Source organism: Vibrio metoecus (assembly GCF_009665255.1).
In the GTDB taxonomy this organism is placed as follows: domain Bacteria; phylum Pseudomonadota; class Gammaproteobacteria; order Enterobacterales; family Vibrionaceae; genus Vibrio; species Vibrio metoecus_B.
In genome coordinates this window covers 2,490,001-2,507,119 of the sequence record NZ_CP035686.1, presented here as the reverse complement: position 1 = coordinate 2,507,119, position 17,119 = coordinate 2,490,001, and the positions used below count along the sequence as shown (strand labels likewise).

Here is a 17,119-nt window from a genome sequence, read left to right as displayed (position 1 = left end):
CAAAAGTTCGCGGATTTTATTAAATTGCCCACGATTATAGCTAATTCATAACAAATGGCAGCAATTTACTGGTCTAATCACCTAGTTTGATGGTTTGAATCTGCAGTGAGGTTAACAAAATAGGGGTATAACCAGCGAATACGATGAGCCTAAACCCAATGTTTTGCAAAGTGGAGTGTGTTTTCTTGAAAGATGGTTATTGGTTCGTAACCAAATCCCTTCATTTTGCGTCATGTGCTGCACAATGCGCGAGGAGCAGTGATTGGTTTGCGTGAATGGAAAAGAAAAACTCCGGCCATCAAATGTTCCGGAGTTTTGAATAGCAAGCAAAGGTTTATCCCTTCCTACTTGACGCTGCAGTGGTTAAGTTTGTTAGCCCAATTGCAATCGCTTATCGATGCAATTGGGATTTTCTCACTAACTCTACTACCTACCTGTGACGTTAAGTTATTAGGGTATCGTCGTTGTTATTTCAGTTGCGCTTTTTCGGCAATCAGGCGGTCAACTACGCTTGGATCGGCCAGCGTTGAGGTATCACCCAAGTTGCTGGTATCGCCGGTGGCAATTTTACGCAAAATGCGGCGCATAATTTTACCTGAGCGGGTTTTCGGTAGCGCATCGGTCCAGTGTAGGACATCTGGTGTCGCGATAGCGCCAATCTCTTTGCGTACCCAATCTTTCACTTCTTTATGCAGCTCAGCGCTCGGATATACCCCATCATTGAGCGTGATGTAAGCGTAAATCGCTTGGCCTTTGATGTCGTGTGGAACTCCAACCACGGCGGCTTCTGCAATCTTATTGAATGCGACCAGCGCGGATTCAATTTCTGCCGTACCCATGCGGTGACCGGAAACGTTGAGTACGTCATCGACACGACCGGTGATCCAGTAGTAACCATCTTCATCGCGACGCGCGCCATCACCAGTAAAATACATACCTTTAAAGGTGGAGAAATAGGTTTGTTCAAAGCGATCGTGATCGCCATACACAGTACGCATTTGACCCGGCCATGAGTCGAGTAGCACTAAATTGCCTTCGGTTGCACCTTCAACAATTTCGCCCATGTTATCGACTAGCGCTGGCTGTACACCAAAGAACGGACGTGTCGCCGAACCCGGTTTCAACGCGGTTGCGCCCGGCAGTGGTGTGATCAAGATACCGCCGGTTTCGGTTTGCCACCAAGTATCGACAATCGGCGACTTTTCGTTGCCGATAGTGCGGTAGTACCACTCCCACGCTTCTGGGTTAATCGGTTCACCCACGGAGCCCATGATGCGCAAGCTGTCACGGCTGGTGCCTTTAATGGCTTCATCGCCTTTGGCCATCAGTGCACGGATCGCCGTTGGTGCGGTGTAAAGGATGTTGACCTTATGCTTATCCACCACCTCGCTCATACGTGCGGTGGTGGGGTAGTTTGGCACGCCTTCAAACAGAATGGTTTTTGCGCCATTAGCCAATGGGCCATACACCAGATAGGAGTGACCGGTGATCCAACCCACGTCAGCCGTACACCAGAACACTTCGTTAGGCTGATAGTCGAACACATATTTGAAGGTCATGGTTGCATAGACTAAGTAACCGCCCGTGGTGTGCAGCACGCCTTTCGGTTTACCGGTTGAGCCGGAAGTGTAGAGGATGAACAGCGGATCTTCGGCTTTCATCTCCTCCGGTGGGCAATGATCGGAGGCTTTTGCTGTTGCCTCATGCCACCAAATATCACGGTGCTCATGCCAAGCCACATTGCCGCCGGTGCGCTTGAGTACCATCACTTTGCTGATATTTTTTACTTCTGGGTTGGTCAGCGCTTCATCGACATTTTTCTTCAGTGGTACGGCGCGGCCGCCACGGACACCTTCATCGGCGGTGATCACCAATTTGGCGTTAGAGTCGATAATACGGCCTGCCAGTGCTTCCGGTGAGAAGCCACCAAAGACGATAGTGTGCACTGCGCCAATACGCGTACAAGCCAGCATGGCTACCGCCGCTTCTGGCACCATTGGCATGTAGATACACACCACATCGCCTTTACGTACGCCTTGTTCTTTCAGGGCATTGGCAAAACGGCACACTTCTTGGTGCAGTTGCTTGTAAGTCAGGGTTTTGTCTTGAGTTGGGTCGTCACCTTCCCAAATAATGGCAACTTGGTCGCCACGCGTCGCCAAATGGCGATCAATACAGTTGGCAGAAACGTTTAAGGTGCCATCTTCAAACCAGCGAATATCGATATGGCCAGGGTCAAAAGAAGTATGTTTGACCTTAGTAAAGGGTTTAATCCAGTCGACGATTTTGCCGTGCTCGCTCCAAAAGCCTTCCGGATCTTTGATTGATTGCTGATACATTGCCAGATAAGTGTCGTTATCGGCATGGGTATGCGCTTTGATGTTCTGTTTGACCGGATAAATATGGGCTTCACTCATTGCGGGTTCTCCTTGTGAATTCGGCAAATTTCCTGAAATGGCGCGTTTGAAACACGAGAGGAGGAAATTCGTTTCGCTTATAACTCTCAGTCAGGGCAGGAATTTCTACAATTAGACTTTAGGATGAAAGCCTGAGTCGGGGGGATTTCACGGCAACCACTCAGCAAAAGAGCGGGGGAGATCACTGAAATACAGTGCCGATTACACACCGGGAGCAATAAATTGTGGTAAATCGCCCTTGGTCAAGCGCACAAAGACCAAAGCGGCGGCAATCGCATCTTGCAGCGCATCATGTTTGTCTTGTAATGGGAGATCCAGATGGCGGCAGATCGCCTCTAAACTCAGATCGAAATAGGCATTGGGCAGGTGTTTTTCCAGTTTATCGTGATAGATCTGGCTCACTTCAATCAATCGATTAGGCAGCGGAAAGCCGAGATGCTTACGGCAGGCGATATCCAAAATCGTTTTATCGTAACGAATGTGGTAGCCCACTAAAGGCCGATTACCAATGAAATCGATGAGTTGGATTAGTGCTTCTTTTTCGCTTAGCCCATCTTGCAGATCTTGATGGCGAATTTTGTGAATGCGGACGGAACCAGAGTCGAGCGATTGCGGCGCGCACAGGCGCACTTCAAACGGCTGACTGGTCAGGATACGGTTATCGATAATTTTGGTCGCAGCGATAGTCACCAGCTCGGCGCGTTTAGGATCTAGGCTGGTGGTTTCACAGTCGAGCGAGACATACTCTTGGTGACGCTCCGATTTAAACAGTGTCTGATAGGGCGAATCCTTGAGTTTGGCGTGCCAATAACGGCGCAGTAACCAGTTCATTCACCACCTCAATCACGTATTTGATAGTGGTAACCGAGCCACTGTTTAAATTTTTTTACCACATGCAGGCTGTGGCGCAATAAATCGCGCTCAGTACGGTCGAGCTGCTTGAAGTCGAGTTGGTTGGTGCTGTGCTGATTACCAAGTTGCTGGGCTAGGCGCAGTTTTAAAAACAGCTTAAAGGCTTCGCTCAGGTTATCGCCCGTCTCTTGTTCTAGAACCCGCTTTTTGACTAAAGCTTCAATCCGATCAAAGGTGTTATTGGCTTCGATGGCGTGTTCCAAACTTAAGGCGCGCACGCCGTGTACGATAGGGAAAATCCCCCCTTGTTTGATATCAATCCCTTGCTTGCTGCTTTTTACGTTACCAAACAAGGTGAGCGGTACCGAGAAGTTGAGAGCTGGACGGGTGAATTCGGCCAAGATGAGCTCTTGATCGGCCATTAAGTGCTGCAAATGCGCTTTCACTGGCGCAAGCAGCGCACGATTTCCGGCCACGGCATGGGCGTCAGCAAAAATGGCAATATCCATCACTTGTTCTGGGCGAGCGGCTTTCACCCAATCAGATAGGGTGCGTTTCCATTCGCTCTGGTTGCGCACCCATTTCGGGTTATTGACCATCACTTTGCCGGGACACAGGGGATAGCCGAGCTGAAGCAGGGTATGGGTGAACGTCTCCATGATGGGTTGGCACTGGTGCCATTCCAACCCATCTTGAATGATCAGCGCGTTGTCTTGATCGGTTTTGAGGATCTGTTCACCACGACCTTCGGAACCAAGAACCACGAGACAGCACTGATCGTGCAAAGCGGGCGGTACTACCAATTCAAAGGCTTTTTCGATGATCTGTTCATTGACGGCCGAAATCAGTTCCATCACAAAACGGGTGCGCACTCCGCGCGACATGAGATTTTCCACCAGTTCGCGCTGTTTGTTGGCCGCGAGTGCTAACTCATCAATGCTGGCGGCACGGGCAATCGCGAGCGTCAATACATGGGAGTGGGTGGAGAACGCACTGAGGATTTGGATCATCGACAGCAACCCTACAGCCTGATTGCCATTGCACACCATGACCCGTTTGATACGTTGGCGAGTCATCATCACCATGGCATTGAACAAGAAGTCGCCCTCATCTACGTGCAATACCGGAAAGGTGGCAATCTCACCCACGGGGGTATCTAAAGGGCGGCCTTCGAGCATTACCGCATGCAGCATGTTGGTGCGTGTGACAATCGCATAAGGATGGGCATGGAGGCGATCCAATCTTGGGTCATTGGTTTCAAGTGCCACTAAAGCCGCGTCAATGCCCCGCTCTTTCATCAATTGAGTTACCGAGTTGAGCGGCAGGTCTGGCGACAAAATGAAAGGCGGGTGATAGATGGAGCTATCGACTTTAGTCAGAATGAATTCTGCGATGTTTTTCTGCTGTGCTGCCGCTTCAATTAATTCTTGGCGTTTGGCTAGGTTATTATCGAAATACGCAGCGAACTCACCGTTTTGTTCGTACAGCTGCAAGAAAGTTGGCTTAGGCAGCAGGTAAGATAAGGTGTCTTCCAAAGCCATATATTGATGTTTACTGTGTTCATCAAACATGGCGCGCACATCAAACAAGTCATCATTCGCGTAATGTGCGAAGACTTCCTTCCCGTCGGGGCTGCGCTCTTCAACTGTCCCTTTGATCAAAATATGCAGATGAGTGCTTGGCTGTTGTGTGTCAATCAGCACATCACGCTGACGGAAGTAAGCAACATCCAACGCACTGCGCAGTTGGTGCTGTTGCTCGGCCGTCAAGCGGTTGAAGGGTGGTGACTGCATATTGAACTTATCCGGCATAGGGAGCACTCATCGGTGGGGCAGGTTCACTAAGTGTGACAAATTTCCCCTTACCCTCCAGACGACTTTGGTCTAATGCACGGAGGCGGGGATTTCGGGGATGAAATGAAGTGCAATCGGGAAACGATGAGTTGCGTAATCTTCCCTTTTTTAGCGGTTAATCCACATGCATAATGTGCGCGTTTTTACCTCCCTCTTCTGATTAGGAATGATCATGTTTACCCCCACTCCCTATGGTTGGATTTCACAATATTTCATCGGTTTTTTCTTTGCTTACGGCGTTTATTTGCCATTTTGGTCACTCTGGTTTGAAGACCAAGGCGTTTCTGCGACCGATATTGGTGTATTGATAGGGATTGGTTTTGCAACGCGCTGTGTCGCGAATCTCGTGCTCACGCCACGTTTGCACCGAGTTGAGCAGCTAATGCCTGCGTTGCGTTGGCTCAGTTTTGCGGCGCTGTTGTTTGTCGGCTTCCACTTTTTTACCGGCGGCAGTTTTTGGTTAATGGCGTTAGCGACAATTCTGTTTAACCTCTGCTGTGGTCCTGTAGTGCCGATTTCTGATGCCATGGCCAACTACTACGCCAAGCTCAAAATGCTCGACTACGGACGTACGCGTTTGTGGGGCTCGATTGCCTTTATTGTAGGTTCTACTGTAGTGGGTTTCTTGGTCGCGAAGTGGGGCAGTTCGATGATTCTGTACACCGCACTGGTTGGAGTCGCGGTCTCTTGGCTGTTCAGTCTGCGCCAAATTACACCTATGCCAGTGACAGAGCACGAGGCTCATGCAGTGCGCCCGAAGTTGACGGAGCTTCTTACCGAGTGGCCTGTGGTGAAATTTCTGCTGCTGGTGGCCTTAATCCAAGGCAGTCATGCGGCCTATTACAGTTTCGGCTCGATTTATTGGAAACAAGCGGGTCACTCAGAAGACATCATCGGCTATTTGTGGAGCTTGGGTGTGGTGTCAGAAGTGCTGGTGTTTGCCTTTAGCAAACGCTGGTTCGCGGGCTGGAGCTTGCGCACGCTATTCTTAGTGGCGTCGTTGGGTGTCATTGCACGTTGGGGTTTAACTGCCTCCACGACTACCATTCTGGCCTTAGTGGCGATCCAGCTGCTGCATGGTGTGACCTTTGCGATGGCGCACATCGCGGCGATTCAGTACATCCAGCATGCGCCACAAAATAAAATGGTGGCACTGCAAGCTCTGTATAACGCAATTCCACTCGGCGCCGTGATTGCAACAATCACCACGTTAAGTGGCTGGGGGTATGAGCATTGGGGGGCCGCTGTATTTTGGGCGATGGCCGCGATGGGCGGATTGGCGTTATTGATTCGCGTTGATCTGCCACCTTCAACGGTACAAGATGGCAATGCGCTGAAAGCGGAGCCTGAAGCACAGAATTAAGTCGTTCTGATTGAGTTCAAAAAACAACCTCGTTTTAATAGAAGCCTCTCAATTGAGAGGCTTTTTTCATTTCGCAACGGCAAGGATGTCTGATGCAAGGTTGGTTGGTGATTCCCGTTTCGCTCGCGTATCTCGGCGTGCTGTTTTTGATTGCTTGGTATGGTGACAGGCAAACTCGTTGGCTCGCCAATTGGCGGCCATGGATCTATAGCTTGTCGATTGCAGTTTACTGTACTTCTTGGACGTTCTACGGCACGGTTGGGCAAGCGAGTGTTAATCCTTGGTCGTTCCTGCCGATTTATATCGCCCCTATATTAATGTTTGTGTTTGGTTGGCGGGTTTTGGCGCGGCTGATTTTGATCGCTAAACGTGAACACATTACCTCACTCGCCGACTTTATTGCCGCTCGTTATGGCAAATCACAAGGGTTAGCCGTGGCGGTGACGGTGATCGCCGTGCTCGGCATTTTGCCTTACATCGCGCTGCAACTGCGCGGTATTACCATGGGCTTGAACATCGTCGCGCCTGATTTAATGAGTGAATACGGCTACCAAGAGTCTCATGTGTCTTGGTTTGTGGTGCTGGCGCTAGCGTTATTTACCATGTTGTTTGGTACGCGGCATATTGACAATACCGAGCACCATCGCGGGATGATGATGGCGATCGCTTTTGAGTCGATCGTCAAATTAGTGGCCTTTCTCTGCGTTGGGGTGTTTATCGCGTATTTGGCTTGGCGCACTGATGGATTAGAGCTTTCCGAGATCGCCTCTCGTACCTACCAAGCCCCCAACTGGCCGACCTTATTGATCCATACGTTGCTGACCATGATTGCCATCGTCTGCCTACCGCGTCAATTTCATACCATGGTGGTGGAAAATGAACGGCCGCAAGATCTACATACCGCCCGTTGGTTATTCCCAGTTTATCTGCTGTTAATGAGTGTGTTTGTATTGCCGATTGCTTGGACAGGTCAAGGTTTGCTGCCAAGCACCTCACCCGATACGTTTGTGATCAGTTTGCCCGCTTCTGCTGGGGCGCATGATATGGCTCTACTGGCTTTCTTGGGTGGCACGTCGGCCGCTTCCGGTATGGTGATTGTTTCGACCATAGCACTGGCGATCATGGTGTCCAATGATCTGGTGATGCCTTTGCTATTACGGCGTATACGCTTGTCGCAGCGCACTCATCGTCATTTCTCTGGATTATTGGTGGTGATACGCCGCACGTTAATCCTACTTTTGCTGTTTGGTGCATGGGGCTTTTATCTGGTACTCGACAGCATTCCTTCTTTATCGGCGATCGGTTTTCTGTCGTTTTCCGCCATTACCCAGTTTGCGCCCGCCATTTTCGGTGGCATGTATTGGCGAGAGGGGAATCGTAAAGGGGTGTATGTCGGTTTGGCCGTCGGGTTTGCTTTATGGCTGATTACCCTGATGAGTGCGACCGATATGCTGGCGGGCGATGCCAGCAACAACGTTTTGCTGTGGGTGATCACTCCTCCAGATTGGTTAGTGGCACTGGGTTTGAAGAGTGCGGATTGGGGAATGCTCCTGAGCGTGACTCTGAACACCTTGTGTTATATCGGCATCTCTTTAGTGACTCGCGCCAGTTTGAGTGAGCGTTTGCAAGCCGCGGCGTTTGTGGGTACTCCGCTGCCAGAAAACGAAAACATGAGCCTTTACCAAAGCCGAGTTACGGTCGGTGAATTGGAAATGTTGGCTTCACGTTTTGTCGGACGTTCTCGGGTGCGTAATGCGTTTGCCCAGTATTGGAGCCAGCAGCGCGAAACACTATTGCCCAATCAGCAAGCCTCTTCCACCTTAATTCGCCATACCGAGCGGGTGCTGGCAGGGGTGTTTGGTGCCTCTTCGGCCAAGTTGGTGCTGACCTCGGCGTTGCAAGGGCGCAAGATGCAGCTTGAAGAAGTGGCAACCATCGTTGATGAAGCCTCTGAATTGTACGATTTCAGCCGGGGCTTATTGCAAGGGGCGATTGAACACATTGGTCAAGGGATTGCCGTGGTCGATAAACAATTACGCTTGGTAGCGTGGAATCAGCGCTATCTGGAGTTATTTGAGTTTCCTGCGGGATTAATTCAGGTTGGACGCCCAATTGCCGATGTGATTCGCCACAATGCTCAGCAAGGTTTGTGTGGTCCGGGCGATCCGGAAGATCATGTGCAGCGGCGTGTTTATCACTTGGAGCAAGGAACAAGCCACACCTCTTCGCGAGTGCGTGCCGATGGGCGGGTGATTGAAGTGCAGGGCAACCCGATGCCAGGTGGCGGGTTTGTAATGAGCTTTACCGACATCACCGTGTTTAGAGAAGCGGAACAAAATCTCAAGATCGCCAATGAGACGCTGGAAGAGCGAGTGTTGCAGCGTACATTAGAGCTGGAAAAACTCAACAAACAGTTGGTAACGGCAACCCAGCGCTCAGAGCGTGAATCGCAATCCAAATCGCGCTTTTTGGCCGCTGTCAGCCACGATCTGATGCAGCCATTGAATGCGGCGCGCCTCTTCGCCTCTTCGCTGTCGGAAGTGGCCAAAGAAGCGGAGGTACAAAAGCTGGCTCATCACATCGAGAGTGCACTTGGTGCGGCAGAAGATTTGATCAGCGACCTACTGGATATTTCACGTTTGGAGTCAGGCAAAATCGATCTGCATCCACACAGTTTTGCGATTATGGATGTACTGTCGAATCTCAATGCCGAGTTTAGTGCGCTTGCGGCTAAACAAGACGTGCAATTTAGCCTAGTGCCTTCATCACTTTGGGTACATTCAGATCCCAAATTGCTGCGCCGAGTGATCCAAAATTTCCTGACCAACGCATTTCGCTACAACCCTAAAGGTAAGGTGACCCTTGGGGTGCGCCGCGTAGCAGGGCAAGTGCGGATCGATGTGTGGGATAACGGAATTGGCATTGAAGAAGATAAACAGCAGGAAATTTTCGAAGAGTTTAACCGCGGCAGCCAAGTACGATCGGATCAAGGTTTGGGTTTGGGGTTGGCGATTTCCAAAGGGATTGCTCATGTGCTGGGGCACCAGATTTCGATGCGTTCTTGGCCGGGGCTAGGCAGTGTTTTCTCGCTGACGTTAGAACGTGCCGAGCCCAATCAACAGCCAGTCAGTCTCGTGACGCCTGTCGCCGATACGAAAACCGAGCTGCAGCATCTGCGTGTCCTGTGCGTGGATAATGAATCGGATATTCTGATTGGCATGCGCGATCTGCTTGAACGCTGGGGTTGCGAAGTGAAAACCGCCACCGATATTCATGGCAGCTTGAAAGCACTTGAGCCGCAGTGGATACCGGATGTGATTTTATCTGATTACCGTTTGGATAATGGTCGTACGGGGTTGGAAGTCTTGCAGCAGTGCCGCTTGCGCCTAGGTGACTGTTTTACAGGGGTGATTATCAGTGCTGATCGTAGCCCAGATATTTTGGAAGGGATTGAATCGAACGGTTTTCGTTTTATGGCTAAGCCCATCAAACCGCTAAAGCTGCGTGCGCTACTCAACGGTATTTCGTAAGCGAGCTAAATATTAAATAACATTAAGCCCTCATCAAGAGGGCTTAAAAGTGTCAATGCATTGTCCGATTTAACGGAACTCAATGGTGAGAGGCCAGCCAATATCGGTTTGACGGTTAGCCTCCAGCTCAAGTTCTGCACGTGTCAGTGGGTTTTGCGTCAACCATGTCTCATCGATGGTTAGGGTCAGCTTATCTCCGTCGGCACTTAGTTCGACATCCGGCTCTAGTGCAGGATTACGTCGATGGCTGAGTAACACCGCAAGGCGTAGCAGACGCAGTACACGTTTACCGCTAGTACCTGAAAGCGCGTATTGCTCCGGTAACGAAGTCAATTGCTCGCGATAGCGACGTACAATTTCACCTAAATAGTGCTTTTGTGCGCGTGTATAGCCGGGAAGATCGAGGTTTTGCAGCAAATAAGCACTGTGTTCTCCCCCTTTTTTATAATCAATGGTGAGACCGATTTCGTGCAGTTTAGCCGCTGTTCGCAGCAGCATTTTAGCTTGTGGTTCGCTAATCCACGCTTCATCGCCACATTGTGCCAATAGTTTACTGGCGAGAGCTGCCACTTGCTCAGCATAAGCATTATCGAGCTGATAACGAGTTTGTACACAGTGAATGGTACGCGCCCGAATATCATCTTGGCGTAAGTCTTGAACCATTTCGTAAACGAGTCCTTCGCGCAGTGCGCCACCGGCGAGCGTCATCGCTTCGATATTCAGTGATTCAAAAATCGCGATAAGAATGGAAAGCCCGCTTGGAAAGACTAAGGCACGCTCAAGGGTTAAGCCCTCGATATCCAACTCTTCCAGATGATCGGCCAACATAGCCTGTTTCTGTAAACGCTTGAGTTTGGCGAGTGTGATCACTTCATCCATGCCCTGCGCGAGCATGATTTCTTGTAAAGCTTGCACTGTGCCACTGGCGCCGACGCACACATTCCACCCAAGCTCAGTGTATTGAGCCAGAATGGGGTCAAGCATCTCTTTGGCAGCCAGAATCGCATTATTAAAGTTAGTGGCGGTGAGTTGACGGTCCTTGAAATGACGTTCCAACCAAGTCACGCACCCCATTTTCAAACTAGTGAGCGCTTTCGTTTCAAAACCCTCACCAATAATCATTTCAGTGCTAGCGCCACCAATATCCACCACCAAACGGCGCCCTAATCCACCAGAAGTATGTGCGACACCTTTATAGATAGTGGCGGCTTCTTCTTCACCGGAAATTACGTCGATCGGGTGACCTAAAATCTGGTTGGCTTTGGCGATAAATTCGCAAGCATTGATGGCAGTACGCAGTGTGGCGGTACCTACTATGCGGATATTCTCGGCTGGGATATCTTGCAGTCGCTCGGCAAAAAGGCTGAGACAGTCCCAACCCCTTTGCATCGCTTCTAAGCTCAAGGCGTTATGTTCGTCTAGGCCTGCGGCTAGACGCACCTTACGTTTGATTTTTGCCATAGTCTGCACACTGCCATCGATATGACGCACGACCAACATGTGGAAGCTGTTGGAACCTAGATCAATCGCAGCGTACAGCGGTGAAGAAACGGCTTGGCTCATAGCGAAATCAGGCATCCTTTTTCGGGCGCGGTGCACGTGGGCGGCGCTGTTGCGGTTTACGATTGCCCCCGTTGTTGCGAGAACCTGCAGTATTGGTACGACGCTGTTGTGGCGATGAACGTAGGCTCAAAGGTGCTGGCAGATCGGTGAGCAGAGCCGAAGGATCGTAGTCCGAGGTTGGAATCGCATGCTCAATATAGCTTTCGATTGCCGGTAAGTTAATTGCGTACTCTTCACACGCAAAGCTAATTGAATGGCCACTTGCGCCAGCACGGCCGGTACGACCAATACGGTGTACATAGTCTTCACAATCGTCAGGTAAGTCGTAGTTAAATACGTGAGTCACTTGAGGAATATGCAAGCCGCGCGCTGCAACGTCGGTCGCAACCAGAATGTCCACATCACCTTGCGTGAACTGCTCTAAAATACGCTCACGTTTTTTCTGCGGTACATCACCGGTCAGTAGGCCAACACGGTGGTTATCGGCCGCTAAGTGAGCCCAAATCTGTTCACAGCGGTGCTTAGTGTTAGCAAAAATGATTGCGCGATCTGGCCACTCTTCTTCGATCAGAGTCTGTAGCAGCGCCATCTTGTGTTCGTTCGATGGGTAGAACAGCTCTTCCTGAATGCGATGCCCCGTTTTTTGCTCAGGCTCTACCACCACATGTTCAGGATTGTTCATGTGTTCAAAAGCCAGCTCTTGCACGCGGTAAGAGAGGGTGGCAGAGAACAGCATGTTGAGACGATCTTTTGGCTCAGGCATACGGCGGAACAAAAAGCGAATGTCTTTAATAAAGCCGAGATCGAACATACGATCCGCTTCGTCCAGTACCACAGCTTGGATATAGTTAAGGCTGAACACGCGCTGCTTATAGAAATCGATAATTCGTCCGGTGGTACCGATCAGAATATCCACGCCACTTTGCAGTTTTGCGAGCTGTTTATCATAGCTTTCGCCACCGTAAGCTAAAGCCGCTTTCAGACCGGTCGAGGCCAACAAAGGCTCGGCATCGTTATAGATCTGAATCGCCAGTTCGCGAGTCGGAGCCATAATAATGGCGCGTGGCTGAGTATCCGTTCGGCCTTCCGCAGCAGGGGTCGTCAATAAATGGTTGAAGGTAGCAGTAAGAAACGCGAGCGTTTTACCAGTCCCTGTTTGGGCCTGGCCTGCGATGTCTTGGCCGGTGAGCAGTACCGGCAACGCCAATGCTTGGATAGGGGTACAGTAAACGAATCCCTTTTTTTCCAGTCCATCAATAACTTGTGGTTGTAAACCAAAGTCGGCGAACTTATGCTCTGTGATATGCGTCTTTTTCATGGCTATAGAATATCAGCTTACGCTTGCAATACGGAAGTAAATACATTCCAATAGAGCATCTATTTACTGGTTGAGTTATCACCAGTGCAGAAAATCACATTGGAGTGAAAGATGAGTGACAAAATTTTGCAGCTGACCGATGACGGTTTCGAGAACGATGTAATCAAAGCTGCAGGCCCGGTTCTGGTTGACTTTTGGGCGGAATGGTGTGGTCCTTGTAAGATGATCGCGCCGATCCTAGATGAAGTGGCTGACGAATACGCAGGCAAACTCACTATCGGCAAACTGAATATTGACCATAACGCAGGAACACCACCTAAGTTTGGTATCCGCGGTATCCCAACGCTGCTTCTGTTTAAAGACGGCAGTGTGGTAGCGACCAAAGTCGGTGCGCTATCAAAAACTCAACTGAAAGAGTTCCTTGACGCGAACCTGTAATCAGTTAAACCGCCAAACCGTACATAGTAATATGTACGGTTTTGTTTTTGGCAAAAAACAATTTCTAGACTAGGCTAATATTTAGTGCTAGCTTATTGCACGTTAATTAGACAGTTATTCACTTCTTGGTCAATCCTTCGACCATATCCATCTTAACTTAACAACGATCCTTTTTGACTAACTAAGTATCCACCACAATGAATCTAACAGAACTGAAGAACACCCCTGTGTCTGATCTGGTTAAGCTTGGCGAAAGTCTAGGCCTTGAAAACCTGGCACGCCTACGCAAACAAGACATTATTTTCGCAATCCTTAAAGCACACGCAAAAAGTGGTGAAGACATTTTTGGCGATGGGGTTCTGGAAATTCTTCAAGACGGTTTTGGTTTCTTACGTAGTGCAGACAGTTCATACCTTGCTGGCCCTGACGACATCTATGTGTCACCTAGCCAAATTCGTCGCTTTAACCTACGTACAGGCGACTCAATTGCCGGGAAAATTCGTCCGCCAAAAGAGGGTGAGCGTTACTTTGCCTTGCTTAAAGTGAACACTGTAAACGATGACCGCCCAGACAACGCCCGCAACAAAATCCTTTTCGAGAACTTAACGCCTCTGCATGCCAACGAACGTATGGTGATGGAACGTGGTAATGGTTCTACAGAAGATATTACCGCGCGCGTTCTTGATCTGGCTGCACCAATTGGTAAAGGTCAACGTGGTCTGATTGTTGCTCCGCCAAAAGCGGGTAAAACCATGTTGCTGCAAAATATCGCACAGAGCATTGCCAGCAATCACCCTGAGTGTGTGCTGATGGTTCTGCTGATTGATGAGCGTCCAGAAGAAGTAACTGAAATGCAGCGCCTAGTAAAAGGTGAAGTGGTCGCTTCAACCTTTGATGAGCCAGCATCGCGCCACGTACAAGTGGCAGAAATGGTCATTGAAAAAGCCAAGCGTCTGGTTGAGCACAAAAAAGATGTGGTAATCCTGCTTGACTCGATTACTCGTCTGGCTCGTGCGTACAACACTGTGGTTCCTGCCTCTGGTAAAGTACTGACTGGTGGTGTGGATGCGAACGCCTTGCATCGTCCTAAGCGTTTCTTCGGTGCAGCACGTAATGTGGAAGAGGGCGGTAGCTTGACCATTATCGCTACTGCGCTGGTTGATACCGGTTCTAAGATGGATGAAGTGATTTACGAAGAGTTCAAAGGTACAGGTAACATGGAACTGCACTTGAACCGTAAGATTGCTGAAAAACGTGTTTTCCCAGCTATCGACTTCAACCGTTCAGGTACGCGTCGTGAAGAGTTACTGACTAAGACCGATGAGCTACAAAAGATGTGGATTCTACGCAAGATCGTTCACCCAATGGGCGAAACCGATGCGATGGAATTCCTAATTGATAAGTTAGCCATGACCAAAACCAACGATGAGTTCTTTGACGCGATGCGTCGTCAGTAATCGAGCGTTGTCTCAAACACCACCCTTGCGGTGGTGTTTTTGTTTGCGTTCTAGACCAGTGGTGTCCACACTGATGTAGAACGAACAAGGAGGAGTATATGCAACAAGGATGGTTGTGCCTCGTTCTTCTCTTTTTGTTAGGTATGCCGCCTTACGCGCTTGGTGGTGATATCACGGCAACAGAGCGTGAGCTTTGGCTTGCGGAGCCACAGACCCAACAGAAAGCCGAAGAGCTTTATCTGCTCGCACTGCACAATGAAGTAGATCGCTTACAGTTCAATTTGCAGCGTATCAGTTATCCCGCACAAGAAGTCGTGCGTTTTCTTCTATTGCAAAAATTTGAACAAGGCCAGCTGATCTTAACGGAGGAGCTGGCGGTATTTATTGCTGCTCAAAAATCACAATCACCCAACTATTTGATTGCTGAACGAGGTGATGGTTATGAGTTCTCTGTCCCCGCTTTTGACTATGCCGCGATCGCCCATCGACTGTTAAAACAAGCACAGCAGCAACAAGATATCGTGATGTTTGTGTTGCAAGCCGAGAATGGTGAACTCAATCTACGTGAGTGGCTCTCCGGTTCATCTGCTCAAATTGAAGCTCGCCAGCGCTTATTACTCGCAGAATTGAATCGCTTATCTCCGCAAGCTATAGAGCGTTTGATTGCTCAAATCACAACGGAGCAAGTAACGAGTTGGCTACCAGCATCAAGTGTTATGGTACAACTGGCAAGGCATAGTCAAAATCCAGCTTTGTATCAAAAGCTTTGGCTAATGAAAGCCAATGATGAACTGAGGCGTGAAATCACTCGCTTAGCAGAGCAGGCTGATTTCTTTGCCCAACAACAACTGATGGTTGCAGCCGCAAATCCGCGCTTGAAACAAGAGGCGCTGCAAGCTTTAGTTAGTATTCAGCCGATGTCGAATGAGGTAGAGCTTTTTCTGATCGAAAAACTTGGGCAAAGTGAAGAAGCCACACAAGTGGCACACCTGCTTGCCCAATCGGGTTATCAAGGATGGTTACGTGAACTGGTTAGTTCGAACCGAACAGTCAAGCAGCAGGCGATTTTAGCGGAGCTGAATCCATAACAAGTGAATGTAAGAAAATGGCGCAGAAAAATCGCGAGTTTTGTTATACTGCGGTCATCGCTTTCAATGAGTAGTAGACCTATGAATTTTAAGGACTTACGGGATTTTCTTGACTATCTAGAGCAACGTGGGGAGCTAAAACGTATTACCCATCCAATTGATCCGCATTATGAAATGACTGAGATCAGTGACCGGACGTTACGTGCTAAAGGCCCTGCGTTGTTGTTTGAAAATCCGCTAGGTTACGACTTTCCAGTGCTAACCAATTTGTTTGGCACGCCAGAACGCGTTGCGATGGGAATGGGTCGGCAACAGGTTCAAGAGCTGCGCGATGTCGGTCAGTGGTTGGCTTATCTTAAAGAGCCAGAGCCACCTCGTGGTTTAAAAGAGCTGATTGAAAAGCTGCCTGTTTTTAAACAAGTGCTCAATATGCCCGTCAAACGCTTACGCCGTGCTCCTTGCCAAGACATTGTCTGGCAGGGTGATGAGGTCGATCTTGATAAAATCCCTGTGATGAGCTGCTGGCCGGATGATGTTGCACCACTTTTAACTTGGGGTTTAACCATTACGCGTGGCCCACATAAAAAGCGCCAAAACCTTGGGATCTATCGTCAGCAAAAAATCGCCCGTAATAAAGTCATCATGCGTTGGTTAGCCCATCGCGGAGGGGCATTAGACTTGCGGGATTGGATGGAAAAACATCCCGGAGAGCCTTTTCCTGTCAGTGTGGCGTTTGGTGCCGATCCGGCGACCATTCTCGGTGCAGTAACGCCCGTCCCAGATACCTTATCTGAATACGCGTTTGCTGGATTGTTGCGTGGCAGTCGTACTGAAGTGGTCAAGTCGATCAGTAACGATCTGGAAGTTCCCGCGAGTGCTGAAATCGTGCTCGAAGGCTATATCGATCCTAACGAATTTGCAGATGAAGGCCCTTATGGCGATCACACGGGTTATTACAACGAGGTAGAGCGCCATCATGTGTTCACTGTCACTCACGTGACCATGCGTAATAAGCCGATTTATCACAGTACCTATACAGGGCGTCCGCCCGATGAACCCGCCGTGCTTGGTGTGGCGCTTAACGAAGTCTTTGTACCTATCTTGCAAAAGCAGTTTCCTGAAATTGCCGATTTTTATCTGCCGCCAGAAGGCTGTTCGTATCGCATGGCGATAGTGACACTCAAGAAGCAGTATCCGGGACACGCTAAGCGGGTGATGCTGGGGGTGTGGTCATTCCTAC

The 17,119-nt window shown here is 49.5% G+C and carries 11 protein-coding genes (1 of these 11 cut by a window edge); 6 read left to right on the top strand and 5 right to left on the bottom strand.

Features of this window, described 5'->3' with window-relative positions; all coding sequences use genetic code 11:
• Positions 1 to 467: 467 nt before the first annotated feature.
• From acs to EPB59_RS11390, 3 genes are all read right to left on the bottom strand, one after another.
• The gene (acs, locus tag EPB59_RS11400; protein WP_055035642.1) at positions 468 to 2,417 is read right to left on the bottom strand and encodes an acetate--CoA ligase; all 1,950 of its coding nucleotides are present in this window, start codon (positions 2,415 to 2,417) and stop codon (positions 468 to 470) included.
• Positions 2,418 to 2,618: 201 nt separating this feature from the next.
• Positions 2,619 to 3,248, bottom strand: a complete 630-nt coding sequence (locus EPB59_RS11395) for a 3'-5' exonuclease (protein WP_154172797.1) — start codon at positions 3,246 to 3,248, stop codon at positions 2,619 to 2,621.
• A gap of 8 nt (positions 3,249 to 3,256) precedes the next feature.
• On the bottom strand, positions 3,257 to 5,080 hold the full coding sequence (locus EPB59_RS11390; protein WP_154172795.1) for a CBS domain-containing protein: 1,824 nt from the start codon (positions 5,078 to 5,080) through the stop codon (positions 3,257 to 3,259).
• Positions 5,081 to 5,294: 214 nt separating this feature from the next.
• Here EPB59_RS11390 and EPB59_RS11385 point away from each other — a divergent pair, with 214 nt between their 5' ends.
• A complete protein-coding gene (locus tag EPB59_RS11385; RefSeq protein WP_154172793.1) occupies positions 5,295 to 6,485 on the top strand; it encodes a 3-phenylpropionate MFS transporter in 1,191 nt (396 codons plus the stop codon).
• Positions 6,486 to 6,577: 92 nt separating this feature from the next.
• Entirely contained in the window at positions 6,578 to 10,015 is a 3,438-nt protein-coding gene (locus EPB59_RS11380) for a hybrid sensor histidine kinase/response regulator (protein WP_154172791.1), read from the top strand.
• A gap of 69 nt (positions 10,016 to 10,084) precedes the next feature.
• On the opposite strand, the gene gppA is transcribed toward EPB59_RS11380, so the two are convergent.
• Both gppA and rhlB read right to left on the bottom strand, forming a co-directional pair.
• Entirely contained in the window at positions 10,085 to 11,578 is a 1,494-nt protein-coding gene (gene gppA / locus EPB59_RS11375; RefSeq protein ID WP_154172789.1) for a guanosine-5'-triphosphate,3'-diphosphate diphosphatase, read from the bottom strand.
• Between the two features lie 7 nt (positions 11,579 to 11,585).
• On the bottom strand, positions 11,586 to 12,896 hold the full coding sequence (gene rhlB, locus EPB59_RS11370) for an ATP-dependent RNA helicase RhlB (RefSeq protein WP_095457799.1): 1,311 nt from the start codon (positions 12,894 to 12,896) through the stop codon (positions 11,586 to 11,588).
• A gap of 111 nt (positions 12,897 to 13,007) precedes the next feature.
• Here rhlB and trxA point away from each other — a divergent pair, with 111 nt between their 5' ends.
• From trxA to ubiD, 4 genes are all read left to right on the top strand, one after another.
• Complete coding sequence (gene trxA / locus EPB59_RS11365) at positions 13,008 to 13,334, top strand: thioredoxin TrxA (protein ID WP_001280783.1); 327 nt, start codon at positions 13,008 to 13,010, stop codon at positions 13,332 to 13,334.
• A 197-nt stretch (positions 13,335 to 13,531) separates the two neighbouring features.
• A complete protein-coding gene (gene rho, locus EPB59_RS11360; protein ID WP_001054524.1) occupies positions 13,532 to 14,791 on the top strand; it encodes a transcription termination factor Rho in 1,260 nt (419 codons plus the stop codon).
• Positions 14,792 to 14,889: 98 nt separating this feature from the next.
• The gene (locus EPB59_RS11355) at positions 14,890 to 15,879 is read left to right on the top strand and encodes a hypothetical protein (RefSeq protein ID WP_154172787.1); all 990 of its coding nucleotides are present in this window, start codon (positions 14,890 to 14,892) and stop codon (positions 15,877 to 15,879) included.
• An 81-nt stretch (positions 15,880 to 15,960) separates the two neighbouring features.
• On the top strand, positions 15,961 to 17,119 hold the 5' portion of the coding sequence (gene ubiD / locus EPB59_RS11350; RefSeq protein WP_154172785.1) for a 4-hydroxy-3-polyprenylbenzoate decarboxylase. Its footprint extends 683 nt past the window's final position; 1,159 of the gene's 1,842 nt are visible here — the first part of the coding sequence; the start codon lies at positions 15,961 to 15,963; the stop codon falls past the right edge of the window.